Source organism: Megalodesulfovibrio gigas DSM 1382 = ATCC 19364 (assembly GCF_000468495.1).
In the GTDB taxonomy this organism is placed as follows: Bacteria; Desulfobacterota; Desulfovibrionia; order Desulfovibrionales; family Desulfovibrionaceae; genus Megalodesulfovibrio; species Megalodesulfovibrio gigas.
The window spans coordinates 805,089-822,396 of record NC_022444.1 but is presented as its reverse complement, the minus strand read 5'-3'; the positions used below and the strand labels follow the sequence as shown (position 1 = coordinate 822,396).

15 protein-coding genes are annotated in these 17,308 nt (G+C 65.3%); 2 read left to right on the top strand and 13 right to left on the bottom strand.

Annotated elements, in window-relative coordinates:
• Window positions 1-9: 9 nt before the first annotated feature.
• The 4 genes from DGI_RS03600 to DGI_RS16860 all read right to left on the bottom strand — a co-directional run bounded on the left by DGI_RS03600 (window position 10) and on the right by DGI_RS16860 (window position 3,435).
• Entirely contained in the window at window positions 10-1,485 is a 1,476-nt protein-coding gene (locus DGI_RS03600) for an alpha,alpha-trehalose-phosphate synthase (UDP-forming) (RefSeq protein ID WP_021759336.1), read from the bottom strand.
• A complete protein-coding gene (gene otsB, locus DGI_RS03595) occupies window positions 1,482-2,270 on the bottom strand; it encodes a trehalose-phosphatase (protein WP_051286190.1) in 789 nt (262 codons plus the stop codon). The genes DGI_RS03600 and otsB overlap by 4 nt, the downstream gene beginning before the upstream one ends.
• Window positions 2,271-2,468: 198 nt before the next feature.
• Window positions 2,469-2,966, bottom strand: a complete 498-nt coding sequence (locus DGI_RS03590) for a rubrerythrin family protein (protein ID WP_021759334.1) — start codon at window positions 2,964-2,966, stop codon at window positions 2,469-2,471.
• Window positions 2,953-3,435, bottom strand: coding sequence for a Fur family transcriptional regulator (locus tag DGI_RS16860; RefSeq protein ID WP_021759333.1), 483 nt, complete (start codon window positions 3,433-3,435; stop codon window positions 2,953-2,955). Before DGI_RS16860 ends, DGI_RS03590 begins: the two co-directional genes overlap by 14 nt.
• A gap of 345 nt (window positions 3,436-3,780) precedes the next feature.
• On the opposite strand from DGI_RS16860, the gene DGI_RS16855 reads away from it, so the two are divergent.
• On the top strand, window positions 3,781-6,837 hold the full coding sequence (locus tag DGI_RS16855) for a PAS domain S-box protein (RefSeq protein ID WP_021759332.1): 3,057 nt from the start codon (window positions 3,781-3,783) through the stop codon (window positions 6,835-6,837).
• A 159-nt stretch (window positions 6,838-6,996) separates the two neighbouring features.
• Here the strand turns inward: DGI_RS16855 and DGI_RS03575 are convergent, their stop codons facing one another.
• From DGI_RS03575 to budA, 9 genes are all read right to left on the bottom strand, one after another.
• The gene (locus tag DGI_RS03575; RefSeq protein ID WP_081696687.1) at window positions 6,997-8,397 is read right to left on the bottom strand and encodes a diguanylate cyclase; all 1,401 of its coding nucleotides are present in this window, start codon (window positions 8,395-8,397) and stop codon (window positions 6,997-6,999) included.
• A gap of 125 nt (window positions 8,398-8,522) precedes the next feature.
• Window positions 8,523-9,959, bottom strand: coding sequence for an aldehyde dehydrogenase family protein (locus DGI_RS03570; protein ID WP_202961831.1), 1,437 nt, complete (start codon window positions 9,957-9,959; stop codon window positions 8,523-8,525).
• A gap of 209 nt (window positions 9,960-10,168) precedes the next feature.
• Window positions 10,169-10,969 (bottom strand): tetratricopeptide repeat protein, encoded by an 801-nt coding sequence (locus DGI_RS03565; protein ID WP_021759329.1) that lies wholly within the window; start codon window positions 10,967-10,969, stop codon window positions 10,169-10,171.
• A gap of 36 nt (window positions 10,970-11,005) precedes the next feature.
• Window positions 11,006-12,157, bottom strand: coding sequence for a glutamine-hydrolyzing carbamoyl-phosphate synthase small subunit (carA, locus tag DGI_RS03560; protein ID WP_021759328.1), 1,152 nt, complete (start codon window positions 12,155-12,157; stop codon window positions 11,006-11,008).
• Between the two features lie 77 nt (window positions 12,158-12,234).
• Window positions 12,235-13,194: a D-alanine--D-alanine ligase family protein gene (locus DGI_RS03555; RefSeq protein WP_021759327.1), complete on the bottom strand. Its 960-nt coding sequence runs from the start codon at window positions 13,192-13,194 to the stop codon at window positions 12,235-12,237.
• A complete protein-coding gene (locus DGI_RS03550; protein ID WP_021759326.1) occupies window positions 13,151-13,807 on the bottom strand; it encodes an HDIG domain-containing metalloprotein in 657 nt (218 codons plus the stop codon). Before DGI_RS03550 ends, DGI_RS03555 begins: the two co-directional genes overlap by 44 nt.
• A 59-nt stretch (window positions 13,808-13,866) precedes the next feature.
• Entirely contained in the window at window positions 13,867-14,805 is a 939-nt protein-coding gene (gene epsC, locus DGI_RS03545) for a serine O-acetyltransferase EpsC (protein WP_021759325.1), read from the bottom strand.
• Window positions 14,802-15,749, bottom strand: coding sequence for a cysteine synthase A (gene cysK, locus DGI_RS03540; protein WP_021759324.1), 948 nt, complete (start codon window positions 15,747-15,749; stop codon window positions 14,802-14,804). Before cysK ends, epsC begins: the two co-directional genes overlap by 4 nt.
• The gene (budA, locus tag DGI_RS03535) at window positions 15,746-16,504 is read right to left on the bottom strand and encodes an acetolactate decarboxylase (RefSeq protein WP_021759323.1); all 759 of its coding nucleotides are present in this window, start codon (window positions 16,502-16,504) and stop codon (window positions 15,746-15,748) included. Before budA ends, cysK begins: the two co-directional genes overlap by 4 nt.
• Window positions 16,505-16,649: 145 nt before the next feature.
• On the opposite strand from budA, the gene DGI_RS03530 reads away from it, so the two are divergent.
• Window positions 16,650-17,297, top strand: coding sequence for a LysE family translocator (locus DGI_RS03530; protein WP_021759322.1), 648 nt, complete (start codon window positions 16,650-16,652; stop codon window positions 17,295-17,297).
• Window positions 17,298-17,308: the final 11 nt, after the last annotated feature.

Here is a 17,308-nt window from a genome sequence, read left to right as displayed (position 1 = left end):
GCCTGTGCGTCAGCTCAGTTCATGGAACTGCACGTCCTCCATCTGGGGGATGTCCGCCAGCTTGAGGGCGAAGGCGGTGTCCAGGAAGGTATCGCACCAAAAGTAGATGTCGTGTTTGCGGATGGTCTCGCGCATGTGCTGCATGCGGCGTTTCTGTTCGGCAATGGGCATCATGCAGGCGGCCTGCAATGCGTTGGCCATGCCTTGCACGTCGAAGGGGTTCACCAGCACTGCGCCGTCGCGCTGCAGCTGGGCCGCCGCGCCGGCGAACTCGCTGAGGATCAGCACGCCGGTGTTGTTGCGGCGGCAGGCGCAGTATTCCTTGGCCACCAGGTTCATGCCGTCGCGCAATGGCGTGACGAACATGATGTGCGCCGCCAGGTAGTAGCTCACCAGCTCCTCGCGGGGCATGTTGCGATACTGGTAATGGATGGGACTCCACCCCGGCGTGGCGAACTGCCCGTTGATCTCCCCCACCAGCTGTTCAATTTCCATCTTCAAATGCCGGTATTCGCCCACGTCCTCGCGGCTGGGCACCAGCACCTGGATGAAGGAGATCTTCTCCCGCAGTTCCGGGTGTTGCTGCAGCATGAGCCGCAGGGATTCCAGGCGTTCGGGGATGCCTTTGGTGTAGTCCAGGCGGTCCACGCCGAGAATGAGGGTGCGGTGTTCGTAAGCGTCGGCCAGGGAGTGGGCGGCCTCCTTGATCTCGGGCAGGCCAGCCGTGTGGGTGAAGGATTTGTAGTCGATGGAGATGGGAATGGCGCCAATGCGCACGGTGCGGCTTTCGTATCGGGCCTGGACAATGGCCCCGCGACCGCGGATGACCGTTTTGGGCAGCAGGGACTGCAGGCAGGCCTCGAAGTTGCGGCGGTCGCGCAGGGTGTGGAACGCCACCAGCTCGTGTTCCATCAGGGCCTGCAACAACTCCTTGCGCCAGGGCAGCTTGAGGAAGTTGTCCGGCGGGGGGAAAGGGATGTGCAGAAAAAACCCGCAACGGCGGGTTGGATCGATCTTGCGGAGCATGCCGGCCACGAGCATGAGATGGTAATCATGCACCCAGCAATACGTGGAGGCCGGCAACTTGGCAGCGATGGTCTCCGCAAAGAGCTGGTTCACATCGCGGTAGTGCCGCCAGTAATCGGGCTTGTAAAAGTTGCAGCGGGTGGGCAGGTCATGGAACAGGGGCCAGAGGATTTCGTTGGAGAAGCCGGCGTAGAAACCGTGTTCCTGTTCGGGGGTGAGCTGCACGGGATGCAGCTCGTACCCGGCCTGTTTGGAGAAGGTCTCGAAGAGGGACGAGACATCCTCCTCCGTGGCCAGGCCGTTCCAGCCCACCCAGGAACCGCCGCGGTTGCGCAGCACCGGGGCCATGGCCGTCACCAGCCCCCCCGCGCCCTGGGCAAGGGTCCATTGGCCGTCGTCGTTCTTGCTCAGACGCACGGGCAACCGGTTGGAGACGACAGCAAGTTGTGGTGAGGTCATGGTGATTCTCCCTTGTTGATGCCCTCGGGCAGATCCAGCAGGGCCTGGAGGAAAGCCAGCAGCTCGGCCGGGGGACGCAACCACCAGGCCGCGACAGTGGGACGATGCTCCCCGCGCACCAGCACGGCCACATCCCGGGGGCCGAGGGCCTGGAAGGCGTCCTCATCGGTCTTGTCGTCTCCCAGATAAAGGAAGACTCGCTCCGGGCTGGCGTCCTTGCGCATGGTGGCCACGGCATGGCCTTTGTGCACGCCGCGGGGGCGCAGCTCCAGACCGCCGTCAAAGGCATGCAGCTCCAGGGGGGCGCGGGCGGCGATTTCCTGCCAGGCGGCGGCGGTGTCTGTAAGCAGAAAATCCGCCTTGGCCCTGGGCAGGCCGCGTACATGCATGGCCAGGCAGCCGGGCTTGTGTTCCAGATAGCCGGCGTGGCGGCGGGCCTCGGCCCAGGCCTCGGCATCGTCCAGGCCTTCCTGCAGGCCGGGAGCCAGGGGCAGGCGCGTGAGCTCGCCACGGGCGTTCAGGTGTTCCAGGCCGTGGCATCCCCAGATTTCCGGCGCAGGGTCAAGCCCCATGAGGGAGGCCACCAGCTCGGCCGGTCGGCCACTTACCAGGACGACATGCGTATCCGGCCGGCGCATGAGTCGGCGCACGAGATCGGGGACGCCGGGATAGGGCGGCGCGCGCATGCCCTGGGGCACAAAGGGGGCCAGGGTGCCGTCGTAATCCAGCAGCAGGGTGCGCGGCGTGGCCGCCAGACGTGCCCACAAAGGGCGGTGCGCCTGCATGGCTTGCCAGGTGCCTTGCGAAGACGTTGCAATGGCTGATGAAAGTGTCTGTTCCATACGCGGTGTGCGGGTTGGTGTGAGGCCCGGGTGGGGCCGTTGCATCAGGATGTAGCACAGAATGCAGCGAAGGTCGAACCCCATAAAAAACGCCCCGCCCGGCAATGCCGGACGGGGCGCGTACTGCTTGGTATTGCGGGATTAATCCACCCGGAAGAATGCCTGCTTCTTGGCCTTGCACACCGGGCAGGTGTCGGGGGCGTCGCCTTCGCAGGTGTAGCCACAGACGTTGCAGACGTGGTACGGCTGGTCCGCCTGCTCCTGGCCCAGGGAATCCAGGGCCTTCTGGTACAGCTCGGCGTGGATCTTTTCCACCTCGTTGGCGAAGACGAAAGACCGTTCGGCAGCCTTGTGGCCTTCGGCCTTGGCGTGCTCGATCATGTCCGGATACATATCCTTGAATTCATGGGTTTCACCGGCCACGGCCTCCTTGAGATTGGCGGCGGTGTCGGCAATGCCGTTCATGGCCCTCAGATGGGCATGGGCGTGCACGGTTTCCGCGGCGGCGGCGGCCCGGAACAGGCGGGCGACCTGCGCGTAGCCTTCCTTGTCCGCCTTTTCGGCAAAGGCAAGGTATTTGCGGTTGGCCTGGGATTCTCCGGCAAATGCTTCGCGCAGATCGGCTTCAGTCTGGGTCATGATCAGCTCCTTCAATGGTGTTGCTCTTGGTTGTCTGGGAATTGTTCTTACACGCCGGGCAGGTGCCTCGGTACAGCACATGCGGCCGGCTTGGAGTGTTCCAGCCCTCCGGCAGGGGAGGCCTGGGAAGCTCGTTCACCTCGGTCCAGTCGAAATCAGCCACAACACCGCAACGGGTGCAGACCACATGGTGATGCGGCGTCAGGTTGGGTTCGAACCGGGCGCACTCAGAACTCATCTGCACCCGGTCCAGCAGGCCCAACTCCTCGAAGAGGGCCAGTGTCCGATACACGGTGTCCCGCGAAATGGTGGGCATGGACGCTCGCACGGCCAAATACACTTCTTCCGCAGAAGGATGGCTCCTGGCCTCTGCCAACACCTCGAAAATGGCCAGACGCTGGGGCGTGCAGGCCAGATCGGCATGGGTCAAAGCCTCACGGAGCTGGTGTCGGGAAGTGACGGTGTTCATGATGGCCTCAGTTCGTATGCGAATTAATCTTTGAAAGGAATTATTCCTAATCGACCGGTTTGTCAACCGCCCCTTGGGAAAAACATTGTTTGCTGGTGAATAATTATTGAAGCCCTTGCGTCCAGAGTGTAGATTGGACACATGGTTGACGGGGTGAGCCTGTTCGTTTGCAGCCGGGGGAGAGCATGCGCAGGGATGGTTCCAGGATTGATCCGGTAGCGCCGCTGCCCCATGGCAGCCTGCGTACGTTCACCGCCTGCCATTGCGCGGGGCGTGTGTTGCCAGCGCATTTTATTCCGTCGTGGCCATAGTGTCTGACATATATCAAGACGCCCCTTATCGCCTATGAGTTCCCCTCGGCTGTCGAGCATCGTGGAAAAAACCATCGCCGCTCGTCTGCGGGTGCCGGTGCTGGCCTTTGGCCTGTTGCTGGGCTGCCTGCTGGGAGCGATGCAGTATCGCACGGTTTCGCAACACAATCTTGAACTGTCTGCCGCCATGTCGCAGTACGTGGAGCAGTACCTCGGCAATGCCGAGGGCGTGCTGCAGGCCCTGGCCTTGCAGGCTTCCCGAAGCGACGAGGCTGCGGTGGCCCAGGCCATGCAGGCCATGCTGCAGGCGGTTCCCCTGTTTGAACGGCTGGTGCGACTGGACGCCCAAGGCGTGGTGCTGTCGGGAGCGCCACCTGAAGGTTTGCTGCTGCCCCAGCCCGGCCGGCAATTGGAGGCCTCTGCCCGCGTCCGCGTGGCGACCCGTCCGCGCGTCTCGCCCGCCACGGGAAATCTGGTGGTGGAGGTGGAGTGCAGCATTCCCGGCGGCGGGGCCATGGTGGGGGCGCTCAGTCTGGAGGCGCTCACCGGGTCCATGCGCAGCCTGGTGACGGGAGGGGATGATCTGCTGTTGCTGACCGACGAAGCCGGGGCTGTCATGGTGCAGCCGCCCGGATTGCAGGGCCCGGGTGAAGACAATATCGGCCACTGGCCGGCATTTCAGCGGGCCAAGACGGGCGAGGGCAGCATCATGCTGCAGCGCATGGAGGGCGGGTTCTGCCTGACCGTGGCTCGGGAACTGTCCCACAGTGGCTGGGTGCTGCTGGTGTCGCGGCCGCTTGTGGCCCTGTTGCGGCCGGCCGTGCTGGCCCTTGCGGTGTATCTGGCCAGCGTGGCCTTGCTGTATGTGGTGCTCAGGGCGGTGATCCGTCAGGAGATGGTCCGCCGCGTGACGGCGCCGCTGCAGGCGTTCGCCGAGGCTATCCGTGCCCTGGGCGTGGCGCCATCCGCCCGCCAGACCGACTCACTGCAACAGGGGCCGTGGACCTTTGAGGAATTGGCCGGATTGGCGGAGGCCGTCGCGCGCATGGCCCAACGGGTGCAAGAGCGCGAGACCGCCTTGCGCGAGTCCGAGACCCGATACCGCACCATGTATGAGAATGCCATTGAGGGCATCTTCCGCGTCAATCCCCAGGGCGTCATGCTGGACTGCAATCCTGCCATGGCCCGCATGTTTGGCTACGTGGACGAAGCGGATGTGCTGCGGTCCGTGCCCACTGTCGCCTTGGCCTATGCCGACCTGGAGCACAGGGCCATCATCCTGGAATCGCTGTACAAGGAAGGGCAGATCACCGGCCATGAACTGCCCATGTTGCGCAAGGATGGCAGCAGCATCTGGGTGATGGTCAATGCCGTGGCCGTCTATGACGAGGCTGGCGCCCTGGAATGCATCGAAGGCATGCTGACGGACATCACCCCCCGCAAGCGCACGGAAGCGGAGCTGGAAGCGTCTCAGGAATTCTTCCGCACCGTGTTCGAAGGCATTCACGACGGCCTGGTGGTGCAGGATGCAGACAGCGGCAGGATCCTGGATGTCAACAAGCGCGCCTGCGAGATGTTCGGCTATTCCTATCAGGGAATGCTTGGTCTGGATGTGCAGCAAATCAGCCTGGGCGAGCCGCCATACTCCTTGCAGGAGGCCTGGGGCCACCTGTGCCGGGCCAGGGAGCAGGGGGCGTATTCCTTCGAGTGGCTGTCCCGGCGCAAAAGCGGCGAACTGTTCTGGTCGGACGTCACCCTCAGTTTCGCCACGTTTGCCGGCGCGGCGCGTTACATCGCCACCATCCGGGACATCTCGGAGCGCAAGCACATGGAGCTGGCACGCCGGGAAGCCGAAGCCCGGTACCGGGCGCTGGTGCACAACGCGCCGGTGGGCATCTTCAGCTCCTCCCTGGAGGGCCTCCTGCTCAGCGCCAATCCGGAGATGGCCCGCATGCTGGGCTACGCCACGCCGGAAGAGCTGCAGGCAGAGGTGCTCGACCTGGGCGCGAATGTGTACGTCGATGCCCGGGATCGGGTGGGCATCCTGGACAGACTGATGCAGCACGGCTCGGTCCATTCCCATGAAGTACGCTTCAAGCGCAAGGATGGCAGCTGGTTCTGGTGTTCCCTCACGGCCCGGCTGGTGCGCAACGAAGAGGGAGCCCCCCTGCATATTGAGGGATTCCAGATGGATGTGACCAGCCGCAAGGATGTGGAAGCCGCAGGGGAGCAGTTGCGCGAACAGTTGGAGCAGCTGGTGGCCGAGCGGACCAAGGAGCTTCGCCAGGCCAACGCCCGGCTGCTGGAGCTGGACCGGCTCAAGACGTCCTTTTTGTCCTCGGCCTCGCACGAGCTGCGCACCCCGCTTACCTCCATCCTTGGCTTTGCCAAGCTCACGGGCAAGATGTTTCGGCGTCATTTCCTGGCTGGCGAGGAGGCCGCCGGCGTGCGCCAGCACGGAGAACGCATTGCCGGCAATCTGGAGATCATCGCCAAGGAAGGGGCCCGGCTTTCACGCTTGGTGAATGATTTGCTGGACATCAACGCCATTGAGTCCGGCATGATGGCCTGGCGGGACACCGACGTGGACCTGCGCGATGTGCTGGAGCAGGCCGTGGCCAGCGCACGCGGCATGCTTCCGGCTTCCGGGCGGGTGCGCCTGGATACGCGGTTTCCCGAGGCCCTGCCCCCGCTGCGGATCGACCATGACAAGATCCTGCAAGTGCTTCAGAATCTCCTGAACAATGCCGTGAAGTTCACCATGGCCGGCGAGATTCGCGTGGAGGCACGCCTGCAGGCCGGCCCGGCAGAGACGGCAGCCGTGGTGGAGATTCGCGTGGAGGACACCGGGCAGGGGATCCCGGCCGCTTCCCTGGAGACCATCTTCGAGAAGTTCTACCAGATCGTGCCCGAAGGCCGGGACGAGGAAAAGCCCCGCGGCACCGGCCTGGGACTGGCCATCTGCAAGGAGATCGTGGAGCATTACGGCGGGCGCATCTGGGCCGAATCCATCCCGGGGGCGGGTTCGACGTTCATCGTGCAACTGCCCGTGCAGCGCGAACTGGTCTGCCTCCTGCCGCCGGCAGGCTGAGCACGCAATGTTTGGGAAGAGCCCGAACCCCCCTCCCAAAGACTTTTATTATACGTACAAGATACGATCAAATTTTTGGAAGGGGGAGAGCGCGAGCGGGGAGAACCTTTTGCAAAAAGGTTTCCCTCTCGCAATGTCCTTTTCCAAACGTAATGTCTCCTACGCCGCGCAGACCCGGTTCCGCCCCAGGCGTTTGGCCTGGTACAGGGCGGCGTCGGCGCGCTGGAGCAGGGCGTCCGGCGTATCGCCGGGCAACAGACTCGCCACGCCGGCGCTGATGGTCTGCGGGGTGCCGGTGCCCATGGCAGTGGCGGCGATGACCTGGCGAATCCGTTCCGCCACCTGCACGGCCATGTCCTCCGGGGTTTCCGGGCACAACACCAGAAATTCTTCCCCGCCCCAGCGGCCGAGGGTGTCCACCGTGCGCACGGCGTCGCGGGCGGCACGGGCCGTCGCCACGAGGACCTTGTCGCCCATCTGGTGCCCGAATTCGTCGTTCACCCGCTTAAAATTATCAATATCCAGCATGATGACCGAGAAGGGCCGGCCGTATCGCTCGCCCCGGCTGCATTCTGTGAGAAACAGTTCGTCAATGCGCGTGCGGTTGGGCAGACTGGTCAGGGTGTCTGTCTGGGACCGGCGCTCCAGTTCCTCATTGTGCTGCTTCAGGCGGCGGTTCCAGTACAGCACCACCCCCACCACGGCGAGGGCGATGGCCACCACCCGGACCACCATGGCCCGGTCCACGGCCGTCTGCACGTTGATGGACACATGCTTGTTGACGATCTGCCCGCGATCCATGGGGGTGATGGTGTCCACGCCCTTGTTGAGGATGTCCCGCAGCATAGGCTCGGTCTTCACCACGCCCATGCGCAGCGCGTTGGCATAATTGGGCAGCTGCCCGGCGATCTTGAGGTTGAACCAGCCGTCCTTCTTGATGGTGTACGCCGCCACGATGAGGGAGCGCATGGTCATGTCTGCCTTTTTCTCCGAGACCAGGGAAAAGGCCTCCTGCTCGGTGGCCACGGTGAGCACGCGCAGGTTGGGATATTCCCTGCGGATGCGCTCCTCAATGGACGTGCCTTCAGGCAGGACGATGGCTTCGTAGGAAAGCGAGGAGGGATCGGCGATGAAAGGATGCTCTTCCCGGGTGATGAAGACGTTGGAGTCCGTGAACAGGGGCTCGGTGAACGTGAGCCACTCTTCCCGATTGGGCGTCTGATTGAGGAAGCTCAGGGCCATGCACCGGCCATCTTTGGAGGCCTGCAGGCTTTCTTCCCAGTTCCTGGTGGGCACCAGCTGCATGGGCAGGCCGAGCCGGCGGGAGACCAGCAGCAGCAGATCCGCGGCGATGCCTTCGTGCTGCCCCTGCTCGTTGATCCGCTCAAAAGGCGTCCAGTCCGGGTCCACGCACAAGGTCACGGGTCCCAGGCGCTCCAGGTAGCCCCGCTCTGCCTGGCTGAGTTCAATGCCGGCGCATACGCCGGGCCGGGCAAAAGCCAGCACTCCCAAGCAGATCACGGCGAGTGCAAGGCGATGCGCGGTCGAAAAATGATGCATGCGGAAGGACATCCTTGATCCTTTGTGCTGGTTTCCCCCCTGCTGCAGTCGGGCGGTGCCCGAATCTACAGCCCTGTAATGACATGCATAGCATTGAATACGATGAATTGACAATTCCGCATCTGTTACAGCTCGTCTTCGTCGTCCATCAGCGCCTTGGGTTCCAGGTGGCCTTCCAGGCCGAAAGGACCGTACTCCCGCCCGATACCGGACTGCTTGAATCCCCCGAAGGGCGCCTTGGGCTCGTTGCTTTCCGCCCGGTTGATGAGCACCCGCCCGGCCACCAGACGCGCGGCCACGCGGCGGGCGCGGGCCAGATCCGTGCCACTCACGTAGGCGGCCAGGCCGTACATGGTGCCATTGGCAATCTCGATGGCCTGCTCCTCGGTCTCGTACGACATGAGGCACAGCACGGGGCCGAAAATTTCTTCCTGGGCAATGGTCATGTCTGGGGTGACATGCTCGAACACCGTGGGCCTGACAAAGTAGCCGTGCTCCAGGCCTTCAGGATGTCCGGGGCCGCCGATGAGCAGCGTGGCCCCCTCGTCGATGCCCAGGTGGATGTAGCGCTGGACGCGCTCGTACTGTGTCTGGCTGACGATGGGGCCGATGGTGGTGGCCTCGTCCCAGGGATCGCCCACCTGCACGGCCGCCACGGCCTGTGCCAGCCGGCGGCGGATCTCCGGCAGCATGTCCGCGGGAACCAGCAGGCGAGTGCCGGCCACGCAGGCCTGGCCGCTGTTGGCAAAGGCGATGCGCACGGCCAGGGGGATGGCCTTGTCCAGGTCGGCATCGTCCAGGATGATGTTGGCGGACTTGCCGCCCAGCTCCAGGGTGACGCGCTTGAGGGTCTCGGCCGCGCCCTGCAGGATGAGCCGGCCCACGCGCGTGGAGCCGGTGAAGGAGATCAGGGCGATGTCCGGATGCCGGGTGATGGCCGTGCCCACCTCGTCCCCGGTGCCGTTGACCACATTGACCACCCCGGCCGGCAGGCCGGCGGCGTGGATGCATTCCAGGAGCGCATCCGTCTGCAGGGTGCTGAGTTCGCTGGGCTTGACCACGGCGGTGCAGCCGGCGGCAATGGCCGAGGCCAGCTTGTTGCACAGCAGGGTGTAGTTGGCGTTCCAGGGGGTGATGATGCCCACCACGCCCAGGGGCTCCATGAGGATGGTGGCCTTGCCGATGCGGCGTACAAAGGCGAAGGTCTCCAGGGTCTCGCTGGCCAGCAGAAAGGCCCGGGCGGCAAAGCGGGTGCGGGCGATGGTGTCCTTGAGGGGGCCCCCGTACTCCTGCAGGGTGGCCTTGACGAGGGCGTCTTCGCGGGCTTGCACGGCATCGTGCAGGCGGTGCAGCAGGGCCTGACGCTCGGCCACGCTGGTGCGGGAAAAGGCGGGAAAGGCGGCGCGGGCGGCAGCCACGGCGCGCGCCACGTCCTCGGCATCGCCCAGCACGGTGTTGCCGATGACGGCCTTGGTGGCGGGGTTGATCTGCGCGTGCACCGCCGTGCCATGGGGGCGGACAAACGCGCCGTTGATGTAGATGCGGTCGATGGAAATCATCATGCACTCCTGAACCGGCGCAGCCCTGGCCGCATGCCGGAAAACAGACCGGCGGCGCGGGAGCCGGTGCCGGTCTCCTGCGCCGCCGTTGCTGACGCCGTCTTTGGTGGGCTAGAGCACGTTGTTTTTGAAAAGAACTCTCGGGGGAAAACCTNAACCTTTTGCAAAAAGGTTTCCCCTCTCGCAATGTCCTTTTTCAAGATTAATATTCTCTAGCTCATCTGTTTGAGGGCGTAGGTGAGCATCTTCTTGGCTTCCTTGAAGTCAGGATCATACTCCAGGGCTTTGTTGGCCATGTAGGCCACCTTGTCCCATTTTCCCCAGTCCACATAAAGCCGGCCGATGTTAAAATACAAATTCGAGTCGTGTTTGCAGAAGTCGAGGGCTTTGGCGTAATACTTTTCTGCCACGTCGAACTTGGAGAGCTTGCGCAGGGCGATGGCGATGCGGTTGTACAGATGGATGGATTCGGGCGAGTCTGCCAGGGCCTGGGACAGGAAGTCGTAGGCTTCCTCGTACCGACTGGCCTTGAGGAAGCGCTCGCCCACATCGGACTTCAGGGCCACGTCATCCTTGAATTCGGCCACCAGGCCGTCAAAGTGCGACTTGGCCTGGCTGAACTGCGCTGCGTCAATGAGCCGCTGGCCAGACTCCACGCCATCCTGCTTTTTGCGTTCCAGCGCGGTCAGCAGGGCCTGGGCGTCATTGAGCTGGTTTTTGCGCAGCTCGCCCAGGCACTCGCTCAGGGATTCCAGCAGCGCTTTTTCCTCGCCGGGCTTGTATTCCAGCCGGAGGGGGAAAATCGTGCGGAAGCCGCGGTGTGTGTCCAGCCGGTACACCACATCTACGAGCATGGCCGCGAATTCTTCCCGTTCCTGACGCATCAGGGGGTTGCCCATCATCGTCGCCAGGGCGTCCCGCACGGCCTGCACGGCCGGCAGGTATTTTTCCTGCTTGAGGTGGGTGCTCACCTGCGACAGTTGGGCGCGGGCTTTGATCAGCTCTGTGGACATGGGGGGCTCCAGAAGGATGCAGACGTTGCGGGCGGCCTACCGCCCCAGTGCCTCGCGCACCATGCTGCGGAAGCGATGGAAGAAGTTGCGGCTGTCGTGCGGGCCCGGGCTCGCCTCGGGGTGGAACTGGATGGCGATGATGGGCTTTTTGGTGTGGCGGAAGCCTTCCAGGGTGTTGTCGTTGAGATTCACGTGGGTGATTTCCACATCCGTGAGGCTCGCCACATCCACGCAGAAGCCGTGGTTCTGGGAGGAAATCTCAATGTGCCCGGACAGGAGATCCTTGACCGGATGGTTGCAGCCGTGGTGGCCGAACTTGAGCTTGAAGGTCGTGCCGCCCAGGGCATGCCCCAGGAGCTGGTGCCCCAGGCAGATGCCGGCCACGGGGTAGGACTGGCACAGGCTGGCCAGCTCATCGATGACCGGCCCCAGGGCTGCCGGATCGCCGGGCCCGTTGGAGAGGAACACCGCCTCGGCCCCGGTTTTGCGCACCTGCTCGGCCGTGAAGGAGGCCGGCACCACCAGGAGGTCCATGCCTTGCTCTTCCAGCAGGCGCAGGATGTTCCACTTGATGCCGAAATCGTACACCACCACGCGCACGCCGCGGCCGTCCGCAGCCGTGTGCACGCCGGGCCAGTCGTAGGAGCCGTCCTTGTTCAGGGAGATGGCCCGGGGAGCCGCGCCGTCCCAGCGGTAGGCAGACGATGCCGACACTTCCGCGGCCAGGTTCTGGCCTTCCATCACCGGGATGGCCTTGGCCCGCTCCACCAGCACGGCGGGGTCTGCCTCGCGCGTGGAGATGATGCCCCGCTTGGCGCCGTGCAGGCGCAGGTGGCGGGTGAGCTGGCGGGTATCGATGCCTTCGATGCCCAGGATGTTGTGCCGCCGGAGGTAGTCCGGCAAGGACTCCTTGGCCCGCCAGTTGGACGGGACCTTGCAACATTCCTTGACGATGAACGCTTCCACGTACACGCGGTCGGATTCCACGTCTTCGGGGTTCACGCCGTAGTTGCCGATGAGGGGATAGGTCATGCACACCATCTGGCCGGCATAGGAAGGATCGGTAAGCACTTCCTGATACCCGGTCATGCCGGTGTTGAAGATCACTTCGCCGCTGGTTTCGCCGTCGCCGGTGAAGGAGGTGCCGTGGAAGACGAGGCCGTCTTCCAGGGCCAGGATGGCACGCATGGATCAGACTCCTTGAGGGGGGATGAACACTTCCCAATACGGCACGGTGGCGCGCGGGGTCAAGCAAAAGGAATTTCTTAACAAGATTGCACCTTTTGCTCATCCATGCGCCGGGCTCTGGCCTGGCCGAGTACAAGCAGCCGGGCAATGAGGGCCTCGAACTCCAGGCCGGCGGCCCTGGCGGCTCGGGGCACCAGGCTGGTGGCGGTCATGCCCGGCAGGGTGTTGACCTCCAGCAGCGTCACGCCGTCTGCCCCGTCCCAGATGAAATCCGCGCGGCTGTAGCCCTCGCAGCCCAGGAGGCGATGGGCGGTCAGGGCCAGGGCCTGGACGCGATCGCGCACGGCGTCCGGGATGGGTGCGGGGCACAGCTCGTCGGCGCCGCCCTGCTCGTACTTGCTGGCATAGTCGAAAAATTCGCCGCGGTTGGGCTTGATAAGGATCACCGGCAGGGCCGCTTCCTCTCCCGTATTGCCCAGCACGCCGCATGTCAGTTCCACGCCGGGGCAGGCTTCTTCCACCAGGGCCTCGGCCCCTGCGGCCCACAGGCCTTCCAGCAGGGTGCGCAGGGTCACGGCGTCCGCGGCCCGGCCCATGCCCAGGGAAGAGCCACCGGTGTTGGGTTTGACGAACACGGGGAAGGCATGCGGCCAGCGCCAGTCCGCCATGTGCGGCCCGGGATCCTGCGGCAGAAAGACCCAGTTGGGCGTGGGCACGCCGGCTTCGGCCAACAGTTCCTTGGCCGCGGCCTTGTTGAGCGCCAGAAAGGATGCCGCCGGGCCGGACCCCTGGTACGGGCAGCCCACGCGGTCCAGCAGGGCCTGGATCAGCCCGTCTTCGCCGGGGGAGCCGTGCAGGTTCAGAAAGGCGAAATCCGCCTCCCGGGCCAGGGGGATGAGGCCGTGCAGGTCGTGCACGGGATCGTAGTGCCGCACCTCGTGGCCCAGGCGTTCCAGGGCCGCGTGGATGATCCGCCCCCCGGATAGGGAGACGTCACGCTCGCTGGACCAGCCGCCCGCTATCAAAAGCACACGCATCGGGATCGCATCCTAGCAATTGGGTGAAGGCCCGGGAGATTTCCAGGACCTGGGTCTGGGTCCGTTCGATGCCGGCAATGTTTTTGGGACTCGTGCCGTAGCGGTCCATGAGATCGTGATAACGCTCGTCCAGGGTGACGATGCGGTCGTGGGCCACGCGTTTGTCGCCGTAGATCACGGCCATGGGCAGAAAATGGCGGCGCACGTCCACGGGCCAGGGCCACCAGACGTGATGCGCCACGCCCTGGGCGATGCGCGGATTGCCCGTCTCGGCCAGCACCCAGGCCGCGCCCAGCTGGGCGTGGGACCCGGTGTGGCGGATGGTGTAGGCCTTGGCCAGATCGTGCAGCAGGGCGCTGGCGCGGACCTCCTGCACGGGCACGGGGAACCCGGCCTCGCAGGCGGCCTGGGCCACGGCCGTGGCGATGCGCGCCACCAGCAGGGAATGCTCGCGGATGTGCTCGGGCACGGCGTAGGCATCCCAGAGGGCCAGACAGCGCGCGTCATCAGGCACTGGAAAATCGGGCACGGGAAAGTCGGGCACGAAAACGCCCAGCGTGCGGGCCACGCCCTCGGCCACTGGCGGCGCAGGAAGAGTCAGTGCAACACCCATTAGTCAATTGTGACGAAAACCGGGGCGCGATGCAAGAAGGAAGGTCGTGCGCGGCGCATTCATGCCCTGCCATTGCCCAACAAAATCCGCGAACTCGTCTCCCCGGCGCGTTGTTGGACCACATGGGAGCCGGGGGGCAGATCTTCCGTGAGCCAGACGTTGCCGCCCACCACCGAGCCCTTGCCGATGGTGATGCGTCCCAGCAGGGTGGCTCCGGCGTAGATCACCACCTCGTCCTCCACGATGGGATGCCGGGCAATGCCCTTGATGAGCGCGCCGTTTGCGTCCTTGGGGAAGCTCTTGGCCCCCAGGGTCACGCCCTGGTAGATGCGCACGTTGGCGCCGATGATGCACGTCTCCCCCACCACCACGCCGGTGCCGTGGTCGATGAACAACCCCTCGCCGATCTGCGCGCCGGGGTGGATGTCGATGCCGGTCTTGGAGTGGGCCATCTCCGCGATGATGCGCGGGATAAGCTCCACGTCCTGCTGGTGCAGGGCATGGGCAATACGATGATGCGTGAGGGCCAGGATGCTGGGATAACAGAAGATCGTCTCTCCGGGATGCCGTGCGGCGGGGTCGCCCACATAGGCAGCCCGTACGTCCACGGCCAGCAGGCGGCGGATCTCCGGCAGGGAGGACAGGAACAGGCCGGTCGTGCGTCGGGCGGCGTCCTCGCAGGCGTCGCAGTCCGGTTCCTCATGGGGAACATCGTTGTGCCGGCAGAAGAAGCAGCGGCCGCGGCGGATCTGCTCCGTCAGCAGCCGGGCCACCACATCCAGCCCCGCGCCCACGTGAAAGCGCATGGTCTCGGGCGCGATTTCCGAATCCCCAAAATATCCTGGAAACAGAATGGCCTGCAGCCGGGCCACCACCTCCCGCAGCACCTCCACCGAGGGCATGGGCTGGTTGTGCAGGGAATGGTGGAATACGTCCTCGTAGGACTCGGCCCGGCACAGCTGTTCGGTGATCTCGTCCAGGGTCAGCAGCCGGCTCATGCCCGGGGCTCCTCGTCGGCTGGGGATTGGAACAGCGGGGAACTCAGATAGCGCTCGCCGGTGTCGCAGATGATGCACACGATGCACGCGCCGGCGAGTTCCGGCCGGCGGGCGAGGTGCAGGGCGGCAAAGACGTTGGCCCCGGAGGAGATGCCGCACAGGATGCCCTCTTCCCGCAGCAGCCGCCGGGCCGTGGCCAGGGCGTCTTGCGTGGCCACGGGCATGATCTCGTCCAGCAGGCTGCGGTCCAGCACCTCGGGCACGAACCCCGCGCCGATGCCCTGGATGCCGTGCGGCCCGGGCGCGCCGCCGGACAGCACCGGCGAATCCGCAGGCTCCACGGCCACCAGCCGTACCCCGGGCTTGCGGGCCCGCAGCGCCCGGCCCACGCCGGTGATGGTGCCGCCCGTGCCCACGCCGGCCACGAAGACATCCACGCCGCCATCGGTGTCGTTCCAGATCTCCACACCGGTGGCGGCCTCGTGTGCGGCGGGATTGTTGGGATTCTTGAACTGCTGCGGCATGAAGGCCCCGGGCGTGGCCGCCAGGATCCGTTCAGCCTCGGCCACGGCGCCGGTCATGCCCTGGGCCGCCGGGGTGAGCACCAGCCGCGCGCCGAAGCCCCGCAGCAGATCGCGCCGCTCCCGGCTCATGGATTCCGGCATGGTCAGCACCAGGGAATACCCCCGCACGGCGCACATGAACGCCAGGCCGATGCCGGTATTGCCGCTGGTGGGTTCGATGATGGTGGACCCGGGACCCACCAGCCCCTGCCGCTCGGCCTCGCGCAGCATGTGTACGCCGATGCGATCCTTGACCGAGAAGCACGGGTTGCGGTTCTCCAGCTTGGCCAGCACGGTGGCGTCCAGCCCGGCCGCAAGCCGGTTCAGGCGCACCAGGGGCGTGCCGCCCACCAGGGAGAGCATGTCCGGATGGATGTTCATGGATGTCCTCCTGTGCTGCCGGCACCTGCACCGGCTGTCTGTGGCAGTCCGGGCGGGAGATACAATTCCAGACGCGCCACGGTCATCACCCGGGCGATGCCATCTTGCAGGACGGCATCCAACACATGCCCGCCGCGGGTGCGGTCTGTGCTGAGAAAATGCAGATGCCAGCCGGCCACGCCGTAGCTGGCGGCATGGTCCGGGAAACGGAATCCCACCATGTCCCCCACCACCTGTTCCAGGTGGAAGACGGCCTGCCGGGGCAGCACCTCGGCCAGCGTGGGATACGGGGGGGACTGCCGGGGCACGCTGCGGGCCTCCAGGCTGGAAAACCGGCCGCGCACGCGGACCGCGGCGAACTGCTGGCGGTCCGGGGCCAGCTCGTCCAGCAGCCGGCACAGATCCGCCAGGGGCATGAACTGCGCCCGACGGGAGGCGTCCGGCGCAAACCGGACCGAGGTGGCGAAGGGGATGGTCGCCTCGGGCCGCGCGGCCCGGGCCACGCCGTCCATGCCCACATGATAGGCCACGCCGTCCACCTGCACCAGCTCGCCATCCAGCCCGTCCAGGGTGCCCAGTCCCAGGGTGCCCTGGCGCTCCAGGGTCTCCACGGTGACGACGCCTGCGAACGCGCCGGCCTTGAGGGCGTCCAGGGTGGATGTCTGATGGATGGCCCGCGGCTCGCCGGAGCAGCTCCAGGCCAGCAGCGCCACCGCCAGGACAGCAAGCAGTGGTATGCGGTTGTGATATTTCATGACGCCTCGCTTTGGTTGTCTGGCAGGACCATATCCCATTCCCGGACATGGCGGAAGGCCCTGGGGATATGGACAATCAGTCCGCTCCGGCGTACTGGGCAGCACATTGCCCGCATCACTGTTTCCGTTTTTTCGTGAGGCGACCATGACCACTGCCGTGCTGCTCTCCTACGTGCTTACCTGCCTTGTTGTGCTGGCCATTCCGGGCCCCACCGTGCTGCTGGTGGTGGGCGTCTCCCTGCGGGAAGGGCCGCGCGCCGCTGTGCCCCTGGCCCTGGGTGTGGCCCTGGGGGATGCGCTGGCCATCTCCCTGTCCCTGGCTGGCCTGGGCGCGGTGCTGGCGTCTTCTGCGGCGTTGTTCATCGTGGTGAAATACTGCGGGGCGGCGTACTGCATCTACCTGGGCTGGCGGATGTGGCGGGATGCGCCCGGCGATGCCGCCGGCGCCCATCTGACCGCTGCTGCGGACACCTCCAGCCATGCCTGCGCCCGACGCATCACCGGCCGGGCCTTTCTGGTGACGGCGCTCAATCCCAAGTCCATCACCTTTTTCGTGGCCTTTCTGCCGCAATTCCTGAACCCCGCCGCCCCGCTGGCCCCACAGGCCCTGGTGCTGGGCAGCGTGTTCGTGAGCCTGGCCACGGTGAATGCCCTGACGTATGCCACCCTGGCCGGGCGCTGCACCCGGTTCTTCCGCAGGCCCGGGGCCGTGCGGTTGTTCCACCGCCTGGGCGGCGGCTGCCTGATGACCGCCGGCGCGGCCGTGGCCCTGGAAGGGGCGGACGCCAGCTAAGGCAAAATGTC